This window comes from Clostridium sp. ZBS2, assembly GCF_023845855.1.
Classification (GTDB): domain Bacteria; phylum Bacillota; class Clostridia; order Clostridiales; family Clostridiaceae; genus Clostridium; species Clostridium aquiflavi.
The window spans coordinates 167,557-184,564 of sequence record NZ_JAMQIF010000006.1 but is presented as its reverse complement, the minus strand read 5'-3'; the positions used below and the strand labels follow the sequence as shown (position 1 = coordinate 184,564).

18 protein-coding genes and 1 riboswitch are annotated in these 17,008 nt (G+C 28.2%); all 18 genes read right to left on the bottom strand.

Translation table 11 applies throughout. From position 1 onward, the window contains the following. Positions 1-86: 86 nt before the first annotated feature. A complete protein-coding gene (locus NG918_RS03425) occupies positions 87-407 on the bottom strand; it encodes an energy-coupling factor ABC transporter substrate-binding protein (RefSeq protein ID WP_252214639.1) in 321 nt (106 codons plus the stop codon). A gap of 2 nt (positions 408-409) precedes the next feature. Beyond that, entirely contained in the window at positions 410-1,156 is a 747-nt protein-coding gene (locus tag NG918_RS03420; RefSeq protein ID WP_252214636.1) for an energy-coupling factor ABC transporter permease, read from the bottom strand. Between the two features lie 144 nt (positions 1,157-1,300). Then, positions 1,301-1,485: riboswitch (cobalamin riboswitch) on the bottom strand. Positions 1,486-1,596: 111 nt separating this feature from the next. After that, positions 1,597-2,430: an energy-coupling factor ABC transporter ATP-binding protein gene (locus NG918_RS03415; RefSeq protein ID WP_252224548.1), complete on the bottom strand. Its 834-nt coding sequence runs from the start codon at positions 2,428-2,430 to the stop codon at positions 1,597-1,599. Between the two features lie 11 nt (positions 2,431-2,441). Then, positions 2,442-3,254 (bottom strand): cobalt ECF transporter T component CbiQ, encoded by an 813-nt coding sequence (gene cbiQ, locus NG918_RS03410; RefSeq protein ID WP_252214631.1) that lies wholly within the window; start codon positions 3,252-3,254, stop codon positions 2,442-2,444. Positions 3,255-3,517: 263 nt separating this feature from the next. Beyond that, entirely contained in the window at positions 3,518-4,570 is a 1,053-nt protein-coding gene (locus tag NG918_RS03405; RefSeq protein WP_252224544.1) for an XdhC family protein, read from the bottom strand. Continuing rightward, on the bottom strand, positions 4,570-5,169 hold the full coding sequence (locus tag NG918_RS03400; protein ID WP_252214625.1) for a nucleotidyltransferase family protein: 600 nt from the start codon (positions 5,167-5,169) through the stop codon (positions 4,570-4,572). The genes NG918_RS03405 and NG918_RS03400 overlap by 1 nt, the downstream gene beginning before the upstream one ends. Positions 5,170-5,220: 51 nt before the next feature. After that, positions 5,221-5,985: an acyl-CoA dehydratase activase gene (locus NG918_RS03395; RefSeq protein ID WP_252214622.1), complete on the bottom strand. Its 765-nt coding sequence runs from the start codon at positions 5,983-5,985 to the stop codon at positions 5,221-5,223. 45 nt (positions 5,986-6,030) lie between these two features. Then, positions 6,031-7,182 carry a double-cubane-cluster-containing anaerobic reductase gene (locus NG918_RS03390; protein ID WP_252214620.1) on the bottom strand — a complete coding sequence of 384 codons (1,152 nt, stop codon included), beginning with the start codon at positions 7,180-7,182 and terminating at the stop codon, positions 6,031-6,033. Between the two features lie 141 nt (positions 7,183-7,323). Next, positions 7,324-8,361, bottom strand: coding sequence for a selenide, water dikinase SelD (gene selD, locus NG918_RS03385; protein WP_252214618.1), 1,038 nt, complete (start codon positions 8,359-8,361; stop codon positions 7,324-7,326). A 139-nt stretch (positions 8,362-8,500) separates the two neighbouring features. Further along, complete coding sequence (gene yedF / locus NG918_RS03380) at positions 8,501-9,121, bottom strand: sulfurtransferase-like selenium metabolism protein YedF (protein ID WP_252214616.1); 621 nt, start codon at positions 9,119-9,121, stop codon at positions 8,501-8,503. 96 nt (positions 9,122-9,217) lie between these two features. Next, positions 9,218-10,006, bottom strand: coding sequence for a selenium-dependent molybdenum cofactor biosynthesis protein YqeB (gene yqeB, locus NG918_RS03375; RefSeq protein ID WP_252214614.1), 789 nt, complete (start codon positions 10,004-10,006; stop codon positions 9,218-9,220). 118 nt (positions 10,007-10,124) lie between these two features. Continuing rightward, a complete protein-coding gene (yqeC, locus tag NG918_RS03370) occupies positions 10,125-10,940 on the bottom strand; it encodes a selenium cofactor biosynthesis protein YqeC (protein ID WP_252224534.1) in 816 nt (271 codons plus the stop codon). A gap of 73 nt (positions 10,941-11,013) precedes the next feature. Next, positions 11,014-11,793, bottom strand: a complete 780-nt coding sequence (locus NG918_RS03365; protein WP_252214610.1) for an ABC transporter ATP-binding protein — start codon at positions 11,791-11,793, stop codon at positions 11,014-11,016. Continuing rightward, positions 11,790-12,779 (bottom strand): FecCD family ABC transporter permease, encoded by a 990-nt coding sequence (locus tag NG918_RS03360; protein WP_252214608.1) that lies wholly within the window; start codon positions 12,777-12,779, stop codon positions 11,790-11,792. The genes NG918_RS03365 and NG918_RS03360 overlap by 4 nt, the downstream gene beginning before the upstream one ends. Then, positions 12,776-13,807, bottom strand: a complete 1,032-nt coding sequence (locus NG918_RS03355; protein ID WP_252214607.1) for an ABC transporter substrate-binding protein — start codon at positions 13,805-13,807, stop codon at positions 12,776-12,778. The genes NG918_RS03360 and NG918_RS03355 overlap by 4 nt, the downstream gene beginning before the upstream one ends. A 234-nt stretch (positions 13,808-14,041) precedes the next feature. Then, positions 14,042-15,430 carry a nucleobase:cation symporter-2 family protein gene (locus NG918_RS03350; protein ID WP_252224529.1) on the bottom strand — a complete coding sequence of 463 codons (1,389 nt, stop codon included), beginning with the start codon at positions 15,428-15,430 and terminating at the stop codon, positions 14,042-14,044. Between the two features lie 220 nt (positions 15,431-15,650). Then, complete coding sequence (gene xdhC / locus NG918_RS03345) at positions 15,651-16,124, bottom strand: xanthine dehydrogenase subunit XdhC (protein ID WP_252214603.1); 474 nt, start codon at positions 16,122-16,124, stop codon at positions 15,651-15,653. Continuing rightward, positions 16,117-16,998, bottom strand: a complete 882-nt coding sequence (xdhB, locus tag NG918_RS03340; protein WP_252224525.1) for a xanthine dehydrogenase FAD-binding subunit XdhB — start codon at positions 16,996-16,998, stop codon at positions 16,117-16,119. Before xdhB ends, xdhC begins: the two co-directional genes overlap by 8 nt. Positions 16,999-17,008: the final 10 nt, after the last annotated feature.

Below are 17,008 nucleotides of genomic sequence, written 5' to 3'. Positions count from 1 at the left end.
AGTCCACTTTGCTTATTCATATATCAACACTCTGCTAAAACATAGCCAATTTATTAAATGATTATTTTATTGAATTTAATTACATATTAACATTCTTTATGACTACCTGTTTGCCATTTCTTTCTCTCTACAAATCTACCCATAAAAAATGCAAAAATTCCGACACCTATACCTGTTTGAACACAGAAAAGAAGGCTTTCTATTTCGCCTGGTAATTCTCCATCAATCCATGTTTCCATAACAGGTGTAAACCAAGGTTCATATTCTCCATGTATTTCTTCTATCATTTCACTTCCAGCATCATCAGATCCACCAAATTCAGCACCCTTTAATGCAAATAGAGGAACTATAGTAATAATTAATGCAATAATTAATAATATTATTACTGTTTTTTTATTTTTGCTCATTATTATTTTCCCTCCTTCATAAATCCAATTGATGTTAATTCAGATTTTGCATATGTTTCTAATCCAATAATAACAATAACTGTTAATATACCTTCAACAATTGCAAGTGGTATTTGAGTTGGTGCAAAAACACCTAAAAATTTTATTGCAGAAGCACCTATTCCACCATCTGGTGATGGATAAGCAATAGCAAGTTGTAAGCTAGTAATACAATAAGTAAATAAATCTCCTAAAGATGCTGCTAAGAAAATACCTAACTTTTTATTTACTTTTAACTTTTTGCATATAATATATATTATGTACGATAATATCGGTCCTGCAATTGACATAGAAAAAGTGTTTGCTCCAAGTGTAGTAAGTCCACCATGTGCTAATAAAATTGCTTGAAATATTAATACTATAATTCCTAAAATCCCAACAGCAAATGGTCCAAATAAAATAGCACCAAGACCTGTTCCAGTCATATGAGAGCAACTTCCTGTAACTGATGGAATCTTTAAAGATGATATTACAAATATAAATGCGCCTGACATTGCTAAAATAACTAATGATTTCCTATCTTCTCTTAAAGTTTTTTTAATAGAAAAAAATCCTGCTATTAAAAATGGTAAACTTATAATTCCCCATGATACACAATACTTAACTGGTAAATACCCCTCCATAATATGCATCGCATTTACTGCTGGAGTTATTCCAAATAGCAAAGCAAATATAATAGCGATTTTCTTAATGTTTTTTTGTTCTTTCATTTTATTTCTCCTTTCAAATAAAAAAAGATACCACATTCAATGATTCCCACTCATCAAACTAGCATCATAAATAATCTCTTTAAATAACATTATTAAATAACATTAAAAGAGACTTGTCCATATATAGTCATCTCTCGTAACTATATATATCCGATAAAAAAGGCAGGTCTTCTGACTTAAGAATTATCTCTATATTTTGTCTTCCCAGTTTCCCAGTGACATAATAAAATATAAATCTTCCAATACAGCGGCGGGACCGTAAGAGAATTTCACTCTTTTCCCTATTATCCTGCGGAGAAAACCACAGGCACCTTTTTATAATAATATGGTAATATTTTCATATTACTTTTATAAACAATTTTAATTCTATAGTAAAAGTATTCACATTGTCAACTTAATCTGGTTTAATATCCTATAATTCACATAATTTCAATATAACATTATAACATTTTAATAAATTCAACTATATCCTTAGGATAAATGGAATTATTTCTAATTAAGCCTTTATCTACTAAAATTTCATATACGTCTAGCATAGTAGGACGCTTTAAATTTGCACATTTTATTATTTTATCATCCTTAAATATTTGTAATGGTGTTCCATCTGCTATAATTTCTCCATTAGCAAAAACAATAACACGTTCTGCCCAACGATAAGCGAAGTCTATATCATGAGTAGATATTAAAAGTGTTTTTTTCTCTTCTGATAATTTTTTTAAAACTTCTTCAAGCATAATTGAATTTAAAGGATCTAATGATGCAGTAGGTTCATCAAAAATTATAATTTCTGATTTCATTGCAATAATATCTGCAATACTAACTCTCTTTTTCTCACCACCACTTAAATAATGTGGAGGACGATTCTTAAAATCTGTTAAATTCATATATGATAATGCTTCTTCAACTCTTTCTTTAACTTCTTCTTTAGGTAATTTTAAATTCATAGGACCAAAAGAAACTTCTGCCAAAACAGTTGAAGCAATTATCTGATTATCTGCATCTTGAAATACAATACCCACATTTTTTCTCAATTCATTAAGTTCTTTTTTAGATATTTTTTTCCCTCTATAAATAATATCACCACTTTTAGGTGTTAAAACTCCATTAATATTTAAAAAAAACGTAGATTTACCTGCTCCATTTGATCCAAGAATGGCTACTTTTTCACCTTCATAAATATCAATATTTACATTTGATAATACAGCTTTCTCATTGTTATATTTATAATTTAAATTTCTCACCTGTAAAATCGCATCATTTGAACTTTCATTCATACTCTCTACTCCTATCTAGTTATTAACCACAATATTATTAAACATATCATATAAATTATCGCTAATACTATTTGACTTATTTCTATATTTTTATCTTCTTCTAAAAAATTCATCTCACCATTATAACATCTAGACTCCATTGAATCATAATAAGCATTTGCCTTTTTTAAAGAAACAATCAAAAGATTTCCTGCTGTACTACCAAAAGAATAACAAGATGTTTTAAAATCAACATATCCTAACCTAGATTGTGCTGAATTTTTCATTTTGCATTGTACATCTAGTAAAATAAATATAAATCTATATACCATATTCATTAATTCAATGATAAGTTTTGGTATATGAAGTTTACGTAAAACAGAAATTATTTCACTAGCTGATGTAGATAAAGTCATCATATACATAGCACTTATTGCTCCAAATGCCTTCATCATAATTTTCAATGTTTTTATTATACTTTCATTTGATGAATATAAATAAAACCAGTGAAAATTCAAATTATATTGTCCTAGTGGTCGTGTTGATATTCCTATAGCAATTGCAATACTACCAAGAATCATAAAAACCATTGGTATAGTAAGTAGATGCAAATATTCCCGAAAATGAATTCCACCTTTGTATATAGTAATAAAAGCCATAGTAAATACAATAGTTAAAGATACATAAAAATTATCTGCAATAATGCAAAATAATAATGTAATAAATGCAAATAATACCTTGAACATAGAATTCCAATGACCTATTTGAGATTGGTATGCATAAAAGTCAATTGAATATATTCCTTCTGAGTGATTATGCGATTTTTCTTTTAATTTAATTTTCATTTTTTCATTCCTATCTCTTAAATTTATTTATTTTCCATTAATATATCCTCCTTTTCATATTTCACATCATAACTATGAAAATTATAATTATTTAGTAATATCATTGTCAAGCAATACCATCATCTCTTTATCATGAAATATAATAATACTTTCTATTACATAACTTACAAGTAATAATTTGTTTTTTAATAAAATAAAACTCTAACTTAAAAGAATTTTAATCCTTAGCTAGAGTTTTTATTTTTGTATTTAATTATTTAGTACTATTTGTTATTATAATTTATAAATTCAAAAAATACTTTTATATGTCCACCGCAAGCCATACCAAGTTTTGCAGAAGCAGAATTTGATAAATCATATTCTTCTAAAATAGATTCTTTTTCTTCAAATAACTTTAATGCCCTTTTATAAACTGAATATTCAACACTTCCACCGCCAACAGTGCCAATAAATTCACCATTTTTCTTTATAAGCATTTTTGTTCCAGGATCTCTAGGCCCTGATCCATGCTTCTCAATTATTGTAGTTAAAATCATTGGTTCATTTGTATTTAATATAGTATTAGAAATATCATCTGGTATAGTACTTATTATTTTTTCATTTTTTATTTGTATTATTTCTGATAAAATACTTACCGCTACTTCTGCTGGTGTTTTTGCTCCTATGCTAAGACCTATTGGAGTATGCACTTTATCAATGTCTTCTTTTTTATATCCTTTTTCTAATAAACTACTTATTACAAATTGTACTTTTCCTTTGCTTCCAATCATTCCAACATAGTAAAAGTCATTTTTAAGTATTATTTCTAAACACTCTCTATCACATTTATGCCCTCTTGTAACTATAGCAAAATAACTATTTTTATTAAATTCGACTTCTTCAAATGCTTCATTAAAATCTTTACATATAACATTACTTGCCATAGGAAATCTTCCTTTATTCGCAAATTCTTCTCTATTGTCGATTACAGTAACATTAAACTCTAATAAATTTGCCATTTCACATAAAGGTAAGGCAACATGTCCACCACCACAAATAATTAAATTAGGTTTTCCTATAATATACTCTATAAACAATTTTATATCATTATCAAGGTCTAAAACATATGTGCCTTTATTAAAATCTATTTCACTTAAAATTTCATCCCAGAAATTTTTAAGATTATCATTTTCTATAGCCATAAATTTCTTGCTTTTAAATAGTTTTTGTCCTGCTATATTTTTACCATCATATGATCCCTGTATAACAGTTACTATAAATACTTCTTTGTTTAAATTTAACTTTTCAAAAAGATCTTTATAAAATTTTTTCTTCATCACTCTTTTACCTCATATATATTATTGTAGGATATATTAATTAATTCTTCTCTAGTATCTATATCCTTAATTTCTATCTCATTAATAATGGAAATTTTTTCTAAATCATCAAGGTGTTTTTTCATAACTGCTTTTCCTCCAACATCACCTTTTAAATTAAGCAATTCATCAATATATTTTTTTGAAAATATAGTTGGATTACCTAAGTTTCCATTAAACTCAACACATGCCATTCCTTTTTTACTTTCCATGAATCTAAATATCAAATTTTCTATAGTTTGTGCTTTTATAAATGGTTGGTCACAAACCATAAACATATATGCATCTGCTTCAACATCCTTTTTCATTGCAAGCTCAATAGAATGAGATATTCCAAGTTCACTATTTTTATTCATAACAATTTCAATGTTTTTGTTTAACAAAGCTAATTTAATTTCCTCATATTGAGTAACTAAAACTATTTTATGAAAATTTATTTTTAAAACCTCATCTATTACATTCATATACATTGGTTTATTATTAACAATAGTTAATAGCTTATTGCTTCTAAACCTGGTACTATCCCCTGATGCTAATAATATTAAATTTATTTTCATCATATTAATTTTTAACTACACATCTTAATAAATATTTTGTGTAAATTCTCCTTATTATTTTTTATTTAATTTTTTATATCCAATAGTTGCTGCACCAATTGCCCCTGCAAACTGACTTAATTCATTAATTGATACTTTTTGTTTAAGATAACTTTCAAGTGTTGCTCTAAAAACTTCTGAGGATGCGAGTCCACCACTAAAAAATATCTCATCTTTTAAATTCAATTTTTGAGCAAAATTAGCTGTTCGTCTACAAATTGAATGAATAATTCCAAGGGCAATATCACCTCTATGAACATCCTTTGCAAGAAGACTAATAATTTCACTCTCTGCAAAAACAGTACACATACTAGTTATATTTACAGGCTTTCTATCTTTTACAAACTCATCAATATCAGTTATATCTTCCTCTAAAATTCTCATCATAACTTCAACAAATCTACCAGTTCCAGCAGCACATTTATCATTCATTAGAAAATCTACAACATTTAATGATTCATCTAATGAAATAGCCTTAGAATCCTGTCCTCCTATATCTATAACGCCTTTAATACTAGGATTTAGAAATGCTGCCCCTTTTGCATGACAAGTTATTTCTGTAATAGTTTTATTAGCTTCTTTTAATAAATCTCTACCATAACCTGTCGTTATTGTATATTTTACGTTATTAGAGTACAGTTCATTATAGATTTTAGAAATACTTTCCCTCGGTTTTGCTGCTGTTTTTACAAGCATTGTTCTAATAATTGTTTTACCATCAAACAATACACCTTTAGTAGTTGTTGATCCTGAATCAATTCCTAAAGTATATTTACTCATAATTTATTTCCTCATATCTTCTTAACATTTGTATATTGCTAAAACCTAAAGCATCTCTATAAATGCAGTCATTCTAGTATTTAATTGACCAATATCATTAAGAGAAAAGTCAGTTTCAACACTCATATATGGCTTACTTTTTTCATCATTTACAAATCTTTTAACTGATAAAGTCTCAACATTATATGTGTGGCAAGCTGTTAATATCACATCAACTACAGCATCTACTTTATATTCATCAATCATTTTATTAAGAAGTTTAATTCTATTTGGATTAGGAGTCATACAAGAACATCCAATAGATAAATATTTACGTGCAAGAGCATCATAAACATCTGGATTTTCTTCATCTACTAATTCATCAACGGCTTTTGCAACACTACAATTTTCAAAAGCAACTACATAAGCTCCATTATCTTCAATTGCTTTAATAACCTTTTCGGTTGCACCACCAATAGGACATCCTGTTATTAATATACGAGGTTTAGATTCATATTTCTTTTCAGCTTCATATTCAGAATTAATCTTTTCAATTACCTCATTAATTTGCTCTGGAATTTTTTCTTTATCAAAGCTAAATGTTGTTCCATTTATAACTTTAAACAGGTCTTGTCCTAATATTGCGACTGGTTCTCTTTTTCCTAATTCATAAAATTTCTTTAATGCTTTACGTTCATTATTTTTTATTTTTATAGCTCTTTTTATATCATCTTCTGTTATTTCTACATTAAACATTTCTTCTAAAGATGACTTTAATCTAATAATCTCATTTTTCCATAATTCTAATCCATCTTCACGTTGAGAATTTGGAAGCTCCATAACATGTACTGGTTTAAATTCTGAAAGATATTCATACATTTTCTTTTTTCCATCGCAAGTTGTTTCTCCAACAATTAAATCTGAAAAGAAAAAGAAAGGACATTTATCAGTCTTAGCAAAACCATAACTAGATTTTATTAAAGGACATAAATTACGTGGAAGATCTTGCTCTGCAGCAGCAATAGTTTCATCAGATGTTGAACATACTGAAACAGTAGCTGCCCCCATAGCTAATCCTAATTCTTGTGGAAAGTAAGTACAAAATGCTCCAATTAAAGGTATATTTTTATCTTTAATTTCTTTAGCCTTAATAAATGCATTTCTTCTTCCTTCTGCAAACTCTTCAAATATTTCTGGTAAATTTTTCTGTAATTCCATAATACCCTCCATTTATTTATAATGTTTTTTAATATTTTGATATTTTAAAAATTAGATTATAATCATTTTAGGATTTCCAAGTTAAATTACTCACTCTATTTTTGTTTATGCATATAACAATACACTACAAACATATCCAAATTATTTAATAATTATAGGCTTTTCACTCTTATCGAGTACTTGACCTATTATCCTAGCATATGGAGTGAAATTTTCCATTCTTGACAAAAATTCTTTTGCATGTTTTTCTGGAAGTGAAAGTAATAACCCTCCTGATGTTTGTGGATCTATCAATACATCTTGTAACTCTTGTGATATATTAGCTCCTACTGCAAACTTATCTTTTAAATAATCAAGGTTATTGTACATACCCTCAGGTATAATTCCCATTTTTGCATAATCTAATGCTCCATCTATAATTGGTACAGATTTACTAAAAAGCTCTATCGTCTTTTTACTTCCACTTGCCATTTCATAACTATGACCAACAAGTCCAAATCCTGTAACATCAGTACATGAATGAATCTCTAATCCTAAAGTACATTCCTTAGCATACTTATTTAATGTAGACATTATTGATGTAACTTCTTTAATTTTCTTTTCATCTATTAATTCTGCCTTTGCCGCAGTATTCATAATTCCAATTCCTAAAGGTTTAGTAAGTACAAGTACATCTCCAGTTTTAGCATTGCTATTTGAAAGTATTTCTTCTGGACGTGCAAATCCACTTACACAAAGTCCATATTTAGGTGTTGGATCAGCTATAGTGTGCCCGCCTGCAATTACTGCTCCAGCTTCTTTTACCTTATCGTAACCTCCTGCAAGTATCTCACGCATAATTGATATATCTAAACAAGAAGGAAAACAAATTAAATTCATTGCTATTGAAGGATTTCCACCCATAGCATAAACATCACTAAGGGCATTAGCTGCTGCAACTTGTCCAAAAGTATATGGATCATCTACCATTGGCGGAAAAAAATCTACTGTTTTTATCACTACCGTATCATCATTAATTTTGTATACACAAGCATCATCACTTGTATCAAATCCTACAATTAAATTTTCATCTTCAAACTTAGGTAAACTACTTAATACACTATGAAGAACTCCCGGTCCTATCTTAGCTGCACACCCTGAATTTTTAGTTAAACTCGTAAGTTTTATATCATTTGACATATAGTCTCTCCCCCTTACTTATTACTTCAAAGTATTTTTCTGATTTTGGATCATGTTTTAATGTAATGTTAATACATTAAAGTACTCAATCTACTCTACTTATGTATATATCAACACACTTCTAAAAACTTTCCTAATGCTATAAAGTAATAACTTTTGATGATGCTTTCATATAATTAGATATTTCATACATGTTACTTACTTTTCCAACTTTCAATTCTTCTTCTAATCCATAGAAGTTAAGGCATGTACCACAAACTAATATTTCAACACCTTTTTTTTCTAAATCTTTTAGATGCTCTACAACTTGTTCATTTAATGCTGGTATTTTTACTCCTTCATTCATAAATAAAATTGATTTTGGTAAATCATCAGATTCTGTCATTGTATAAAAATACATCTTCATAAGAGACTTTCCAAGCTCTTCACTTCCAGAACCTATAATTTCTTTTCCAATAAATATTGACCATTTACTTAATTTATCCCTTTTAATTTCTTCTATTATTTCATTACATTCTTCACAGATTTCTGATTCATTATTATCTGCTTCACCCTTAAAAAAATGTACTTTAAATATTCCATTAACTTCTTGGGATTTTATTTCAAAGCTCATACTATTTCCTAATTTCTTTAGATTCTCATTAGCTATGTTATTATCAACTTCAACTACAAAATTAACATTTCCATTATCAATTTCCTTCTTAGCCATTATTACAGGTATTGGACAATTCTTTCCCTTTGCATCAACTATTTTATTCATAATAATCCTCCTAAATATACTCTTCTAAATTTGCTTTTTAGTATTCTTAAAGTAAATTTCTAAGTCTGCTTTATGTATGCAAATATCAACATTCTACTAAAACTTAAAATTACTCAAATGCAGAATTGCTTCTAAAACACCTCCGCCTATTGATCTAGCTTTATCTGAAATTGTAAAACAATGATTTTTTTCACATCTTGGATCAATATCTCCACTTTTCATTCCTTTAAAAACATTAACATCTTTTTGAAGCATTCCACGTACTATACCATCCAATTTTGCAAAAACTGGAGTTTCATTAACATATGCTACAATATCACCTTTTTTCACATAATCTCCTATCTTTGATATAGGTGTTATTTTTCCATCAGTTGTAGCTCTTATTATTCTCTCTTTACTAAAACCACCTACTTCACCTGGAACTCCTGTATTAGGTATAGCACTTCCCTTATATATCGCTTTGCCTAAATAATGACCTCTTTTTGTTTCAATAACACAATGACAATCAATTCCTGCTGTAAATCCTGGACCTAAAGCGATTACAATATTTGCATCATCAATCTTTGTACCTAAATTTTTCTTAGCTATAATAGCATCAATTATTATTTCAGGCTCAATTTCATCTATTATCTTTGCTTTTTCATCAACTAAAACTGCTACTCTTCCTTCTTCAACAATCTTATTTATGTCTTCTTTATTTGAAGCAAGCACTGCTGTTATCCCTTCAACCTCTACTTTTTCATCATAAACAACTTGCGAAAAGGCTACTGTTCTTCTTACTGTAGTTGGCTGTGAAATTTCTGTCATAACTATATCAAATCCACATTTTTTTAACCTAGTGGCAACTCCAGTTGCCAAGTCTCCAGCACCCTTTATTACTATCATAGTTCCATACTCCTTTTAATATTTATAAACTATATACCTTAAATTTTTATGAACTGATTTAATTACTCAGTCCACTTTTTCTTATGCATATATCACATTCCGTTAAAACTTTATACTTTTAAATATCACCTTTAAAAGTTGTGAATATTAATTCATTAATTCCTAGCTTTAAAAATTCATTAAAAATATTCTTAGCTATATTTAATTTTTCTTCATCGTCCACTTTATTTACAATCACTTTATAATCACACTTAACATTTTTCTTTTGACCTTTTTCACTTGATAAAATCTTAGCTATATCTTCTTCATTGATTTTATGTTCTTCATCTACATTTAAAAACTCTGTAACTAATTCTTTTCTATGACATATTTCTTTAATACTTTGACCTACTGCATCAATACCACATACCCCTATAACTAAATTACTTTCTTCTAGTATTACCGGTTCATGATTTGCTGGCATTTTTAATGGCAATCTTTTTGCTCCATCTGCTTCTATCAATAAAAAATCACAATATTCTATTAGGTTTTTAGTAGATTCAATTGAAAAGCCTTGTATTTTTTCTCTACCTTTATTTTTATCACATATAGTATTTTCTTTACGAGTTAGATTTCTATATTTATCCTCATCAGACTTCTTAATACATTTTTGTCCTACAGTAATCATCTTTTCAGTATTTAATAAATTTAAAATGTCATTCTCTTTATCTGTTAAAACAAAATTTTTTTCAGGCATCTGCATATGAGTTGTAGTCGTTATAATGACCTTCTTACCTAATTTAATTAATTCAGATCCTAATTCATATATTGAACTTGTCTTACCACCACCGCCAACAAATGAAATTATCATTTTTTTATTAATATCTATATTTAAGGCTTGTATTAGCGATGTTACATTATCTATTTTCATATTCTTGCATTTAAAAATTTTCATATTATGTTAACTTATCTCCTTTATGCAGTTTTAAAATGTTAAACTTTATTATGTTAACTTACTATATTCCATACTAACAAACTATAACTGGACCAAATTTTGTATAAGCAATTTCAAGTTTTTTATTGTAGATTCTTTCCATCAAACTCACAAATTTTTTCTCATACCCATTAACTTTACAATCTATAACATCAACTATTTCATTAGAACTTAATATAACTATCTTATCTGCATATCTTAGTGCTAAATTAATGTCATGTACTGTAATTAAATTAATTAGATTATTTTTTCTTATCAAATCACTGATAAATTTAAAAAATTCATGCTGTTTTACATAATCTAAAAAAGTATTTGGTTCATCCAAAAGTATGATATTAGAATTTTGAATAAATATTCTTGCTAAATAAACTAGCCTTCTTTCTCCACCACTTATTTCACTTATATACTTATCTTTTAAATATTCTATATTTAATTTTTTTAAAATATCTTTAACTAATTCATGATGCTCTTTACTTGGCATATCAAACATTCCAAGGTATGGTGTAATCCCCATAAGAATTACATCTTGTACACTATAATTCTGGCTTGTATGCAAATTTTGAGGAATGTAAGATATTAATTTTCCTCTCTCTTTATTCGAAAGTTTTAATATATCCTTATTATCATAAATTACTTCACCAGTAGTTCTTTTCATAAGTCCAATCATAGACTTTAATAAGGTAGTTTTTCCAGCTCCATTTAATCCTAAAAGTATTGTAACTTCACCTTTATTAAGTGCTAAATTGATATCTTTTAGTACTGTTTTATTTGAATATTTAACAGTTAAATTATTTATTTCTAAATCGTTTTTCATCTAATAGTATTTTCCTTTCGATTAAGAATATAAACTAAAAATGGTGCACCAACTAACGAAGTTAATATACTAACTGGAATTTCTACTGAAGTTAAACTCCTTGCAATAGTATCTGCTATTATAAGGATTGTTGCTCCAACTACCATAGTTAATCCCATAACCTCTGATATATCATCTTTAGCATAAAACTTTACTATATGAGGTGCTAGTAAACCTATCCAGCTTATAATACCTGCTACTGAAACTACAGTTGATACTAAAAGAGTTGCTGAAAATATAGCAATTATTCTAATAACCTTAACATTTACTCCTAATAGTTTTGCTTGGTCATCTCCCATAGTAAGTACTTTTAATTTCCATCTTAATAAAAATAATATTATTGCTGATATAGTTGTTAATATAAATACATAAATCACACTTTTCCATGTGCTATTATAAAACCCACCCATTAACCAAAAGTCTATTGATGGCAATTCTTTATATGGATCTGCTAAATACTTTATTATCATTAAAAATGATGATGATATTGCACCAGTTACAATTCCCGCTATAATAAGAGCTAATATTCTATTACTTCTCATTTGCCTAGATAACAGCAATGAGAAAATAACTGCCCCTATTCCAAAAACAAATGCCATTACTTGAATTATTATTGGCGAAAAAGGTAAAAATACTATGGCAATTGCTGCACCTAGCGAAGCTCCTGAACTTACGCCAAGTACATCAGCAGATACTATAGGATTTTGAAAAATACTTTGATAAACAATTCCGGATAGTGCTAATGCAGCTCCACTTATTGAAACTAATACTACCCTTGAAAATCTTATGTTCCATATTAAATTAAATTCTAATGAATGAGATTGTCCATGTAACATGGTGTTTATTATATCTATTGGTTTAATATGGTATCTACCTATTAATAGAGAGATAATTATTAACAACAATAAAACAATACTGCTTATCACTTTGGAATATTTTAAATTCATATTCCAATATCCTTATTATCTACTTCTAAATTAAAGAATTTTTTATAAAAATCTTTTGCTGTCTTTTCAAATTCTTCTGTTGAATATTTATCTGGATTAATATTATTTGTCATCCAAAGAATACCTAGAATTGATGATGGAGTTGGATAATCCCAAGGTTCTATTACTGATGGAATAACAAAGACTTTCTTATTTTTTATTGCATTCACGTCTTTTAATCTTTCATCATTAAGAACATCTTCTACATTATATTTTGCGTATTGAACTATATAAATTATATCTGGATTATAAGCTAACAATTGTTCAGCTGATATATTTACCCAATGACCATCTTCAAGAGATGAAGTTACATTATTTCCACCAGAAGCTTCTATCATATAATTTTGGTACATTTTTGATGTACATGTTCTTAAAACATTTGCACTTCCTGATAAATAAACCTTAGGTCTATTAGTATTATTCTCATTTATTTTCTTTATTTTTTCTAAATTATCTTCGTAATATTTTACTATTTCATTTGCTCTATCTTCTGTATTAGTAGATTTGCCCAAAAGCTTTACACAATTTAAAAATGAATCTAATGACTCTGGTTCTACAGCTATAACTGGAATATTAAGTTCTTCAAACTTTGGAATCATTTCTTTAGTTCTAGTTGGAATTATAACTAAATCTGGATTTATCTTTGCACATTCTTCTACATTTACACTTTTAGCTGAACTAACTTGTGGCTTATCTAAAAATTCTGGTGCAATCCTCCTATAAAGTTCTCTAACCTTAGGGTTCATTTCAACACCTGCAAGTTTATCTTTAAGGCCTAAAGCTAACAAAAGTGAGGTTGTAATAGGATAACTTGAAACTATCTTATTTACGTCACTTTTTATCTCTACTTTTCTTCCTAATTGATCTTCAACAGTAATAGTTTTATCCACATTACTTGTTACTTCTTTACTTTTTCCACATCCAATAAAAAAAGTTGTTATTAATATAAATGCTAGTATTACTGATGAAACTTTTTTTAATTTTCTCATATGGTACCCCTTCCTTATTTGTATTTTAATTACATTATTACATATTTATTCTTATGTTCCCAGTATAAATTTTGCAATTATGTATAAAATATGATTTATTTTTCAATATATTTTATTTTTAATCAAACCTAATATAAATAAAAATACTAGGTTTGATATAAACTTTTATTTTTTGTAATTTGATATTTATTAATTTTCTATATTTACTATAATCTAAATGTAAATTTATTATAGTTAACTTTTTATTTTACACTCCTGTCTATCTTTTAATTTAATATGATTATCATCATCACAATTATCACTAAAATTACTTTCAGCCTCACCATAGTTTAACCATGCATTTAAAACTATCGCAACTATTGAACCTGAAACTATTCCACTTCCAAAGATTGATTGTACAAATTGAGGTGTTTGAGATAATAAAGTTGGTACAGCAGTTATTCCTAATCCAACTGCTAAAGAAGTCGCTACTATCAAAACATTAGAATTTTTTTCCAAATCTATATCAAGTAACATTTTAATACCAGCAACAGCAACAGTACCAAACATTATTGTAGTAGCACCACCAATTACAGGTTGAGGAATTATAGTTGCTAAAGCTGCAAATTTAGGTATAAGTCCTAATGCCATAAGTATGATACCTGAAGCAACTACTACAAATCTGCTAAATACTTTACTTAATGAAAGTAAACCAAGATTTTGATTAAATGTTGTATAAGGAAATGAATTAAATATGCCACCTAAAATAGTTGCAATACCTTCTGCTCTTAGACCTTTTACAATATCTTTCTCATTTAATTTCTTATCACAAAGCTTAGAAACACCTAAAAATGTACCTGTTGACTCAATCATAACAACCACCATAACTAATGTCATCATGAATACTGCACCAGCATTAAATTTAGGAATACCAAAAGTAAATGGTTTAACAAAGCTTATCCATTTAGCTTCTGAAACAACTGAGAAGTCTACCATTCCCATAAATGCTCCTACAATTGTTCCGAGAATAATACCATTTAATACAGCAATAGATTGAAAGAAACCTTTTAAATATTTATTAGATATAAGAATAACTAACATTACAAAGATAGAAAGAAGTATATTACGTACACTACCAAAATCAGTTGCATTAGCACCGCCACCGCAACTAGTAATTCCAACATTAATCAAAGATAATCCAATAATTGTTACAACTGAACCAGTAACTACAGTAGGAAAAAATTTTAATAGTTTTCCATATAAAGGGGCTATTAGTATTATAACTATAGCTCCAACTATTATTGATCCATAAGCATAATCCATACCAAGACTTTTACCAATAATAATTAAAGGACCTACTGCTGCAAATGTACAACCTAATATTACTGGTAACTTAATACCTGCAAAATTACCAATACCTATAGCTTGAAGTAAAGTTGCTATACCACAAGTAAACAGATCTGCAGCTACTAAGAGTGATAGTTGTTCCGGACTTAAGCCTACAGCAGCTCCAATTATTAGTGGAACTGCAACAGCTCCTGCATACATAGCTAGAACATGTTGTAAGCCAAAAGTTGCTAATTGACCAATAGGTAACATTTCATTTACTTTATCAACTGTTTTGGTGTTATTTTCTGATGACATTAAAAATACCTCCTATAAACTTATTTATATACATTTAAGTAATATATTTTTTAGAATATATACTCATCTATAAGTAATCTAAGCAAACCGTAGTAATCTTCCTTAGTGTCAATATTCCAAATAACAAATTCATCTTTCACCAAAAACCTTTATATTGTCCTTACTGCTTTTATCTCTTGCATATTTAATTTTCAATCTATATTAAAAACTTTCATCTTAATTATTTTTGTAAAGATTTCTTAGTTGCATTAAATATTTTTTGATATCCTGTACAACGGCATAAATGCCCTGAAATCTCTCTTTTTATTTCAGCATCAGTATATTTTTTTCCACTATTAACAAGAGCTGTAGACGTTAACACTAGTCCTGGTGTGCAAAATCCGCATTGGACAGCACCTTCATCAATAAAAGCTTGTTGAACTTTTGATAATTTGCCATCCTTTTTAACACCTTCAATTGTTACGATACTCTTTCCATTTGCCCAAACTGCCATATATATACAAGAATCAGTAGGCACTCCATCTATTAATACAGTGCAAGCCCCACACTCGCCAACATGACATCCACACTTTACACCTGTACAATGTATTTTATTTCTTAAAACGTCAAGTAAAGATTCTCTTATATCAACTTCTAATGCATAAGATTTATCATTTACTATCATTGATATTTTTTTCATTTTTGCATTACTCATTTTCTTTTTCTCCCTCTATTTCTATAGTCTTTTTTATTCCTCTTTTAGTTAACTCTTTAATTAGATGCTCTCTAAAATCCTTAGATGCACGCCATGAATTTCTTGATTTTGATGAGTTTACTGCAAGCTTAGCAATCTTTTCAATATTTTCTTCAGTTATTTCAAGTCCTTTAGCATAAGTTTCAGCTTCACTACATCTTATTGGAGTTGGAGCTGATACTCCTAATGCAATCCTTAAATCTTTAAACTTGTCATTTTCAATTAAAGATACAACTGCTACACTGACCATAGCTATATCCATAGCTTTTCTATTACTAAACTTTATATAATGACCTATTAAGTTCTCATAATCCTCTTTTTTTATTATTAAATGAGTTAATATTTCATCAACTTTTATATCTACTTTACCTGGTCCTTTATAAAATTCCTGTATAGGAATAATTCTTTCGCTATTTTTACTTTTTAATTTTAATTTAGCATTCAGTGAAAATAATGCTGGTGCACTATCTGCTGAAACAGCGCCATTACAAACGTTTCCACCTATGGTAGCCATATTTCTAACCTGTGGTCCTCCCATGGAAACTGCACCTTCTGCCAAAACTTTTATGTGTTTTTGTATAATATCATCTCTAAATATCTTTGAGAATGACGCCATTGCACCAATTTCTATTGATCCATCTTCTAATATTCTAATTTCATCAATACCTCTTATTCTCCTAAGGCTCAATAATTCTGCATCTTTCATTCTATGATGATGCAATTTTATTAAAACATCTGTACCTCCTGCTATTATCTTAAGTTCTTTATTTTTATCTAATAATTCCAATGCATCTTCTAAATTTTCTGGCTCTAATATCTCCTTAATATCAAACATTTTAAGTCCT

Coding starts and splice junctions, on each gene's coding strand:
- NG918_RS03425 (WP_252214639.1), bottom strand. CDS start 407: ATGAGCAAAAATAAAAAAACAGTAATAATATTATTAATTATTGCATTA.
- NG918_RS03420 (WP_252214636.1), bottom strand. CDS start 1,156: ATGAAAGAACAAAAAAACATTAAGAAAATCGCTATTATATTTGCTTTG.
- NG918_RS03415 (WP_252224548.1), bottom strand. CDS start 2,430: ATGAATGAAAGTTCAAATGATGCGATTTTACAGGTGAGAAATTTAAAT.
- cbiQ (WP_252214631.1), bottom strand. CDS start 3,254: ATGAAAATTAAATTAAAAGAAAAATCGCATAATCACTCAGAAGGAATA.
- NG918_RS03405 (WP_252224544.1), bottom strand. CDS start 4,570: ATGAAGAAAAAATTTTATAAAGATCTTTTTGAAAAGTTAAATTTAAAC.
- NG918_RS03400 (WP_252214625.1), bottom strand. CDS start 5,169: ATGATGAAAATAAATTTAATATTATTAGCATCAGGGGATAGTACCAGG.
- NG918_RS03395 (WP_252214622.1), bottom strand. CDS start 5,985: ATGAGTAAATATACTTTAGGAATTGATTCAGGATCAACAACTACTAAA.
- NG918_RS03390 (WP_252214620.1), bottom strand. CDS start 7,182: ATGGAATTACAGAAAAATTTACCAGAAATATTTGAAGAGTTTGCAGAA.
- selD (WP_252214618.1), bottom strand. CDS start 8,361: ATGTCAAATGATATAAAACTTACGAGTTTAACTAAAAATTCAGGGTGT.
- yedF (WP_252214616.1), bottom strand. CDS start 9,121: ATGAATAAAATAGTTGATGCAAAGGGAAAGAATTGTCCAATACCTGTA.
- yqeB (WP_252214614.1), bottom strand. CDS start 10,006: ATGATAGTAATAAAGGGTGCTGGAGACTTGGCAACTGGAGTTGCCACT.
- yqeC (WP_252224534.1), bottom strand. CDS start 10,940: ATGAAAATTTTTAAATGCAAGAATATGAAAATAGATAATGTAACATCG.
- NG918_RS03365 (WP_252214610.1), bottom strand. CDS start 11,793: ATGAAAAACGATTTAGAAATAAATAATTTAACTGTTAAATATTCAAAT.
- NG918_RS03360 (WP_252214608.1), bottom strand. CDS start 12,779: ATGAATTTAAAATATTCCAAAGTGATAAGCAGTATTGTTTTATTGTTG.
- NG918_RS03355 (WP_252214607.1), bottom strand. CDS start 13,807: ATGAGAAAATTAAAAAAAGTTTCATCAGTAATACTAGCATTTATATTA.
- NG918_RS03350 (WP_252224529.1), bottom strand. CDS start 15,430: ATGTCATCAGAAAATAACACCAAAACAGTTGATAAAGTAAATGAAATG.
- xdhC (WP_252214603.1), bottom strand. CDS start 16,124: ATGAGTAATGCAAAAATGAAAAAAATATCAATGATAGTAAATGATAAA.
- xdhB (WP_252224525.1), bottom strand. CDS start 16,998: ATGTTTGATATTAAGGAGATATTAGAGCCAGAAAATTTAGAAGATGCA.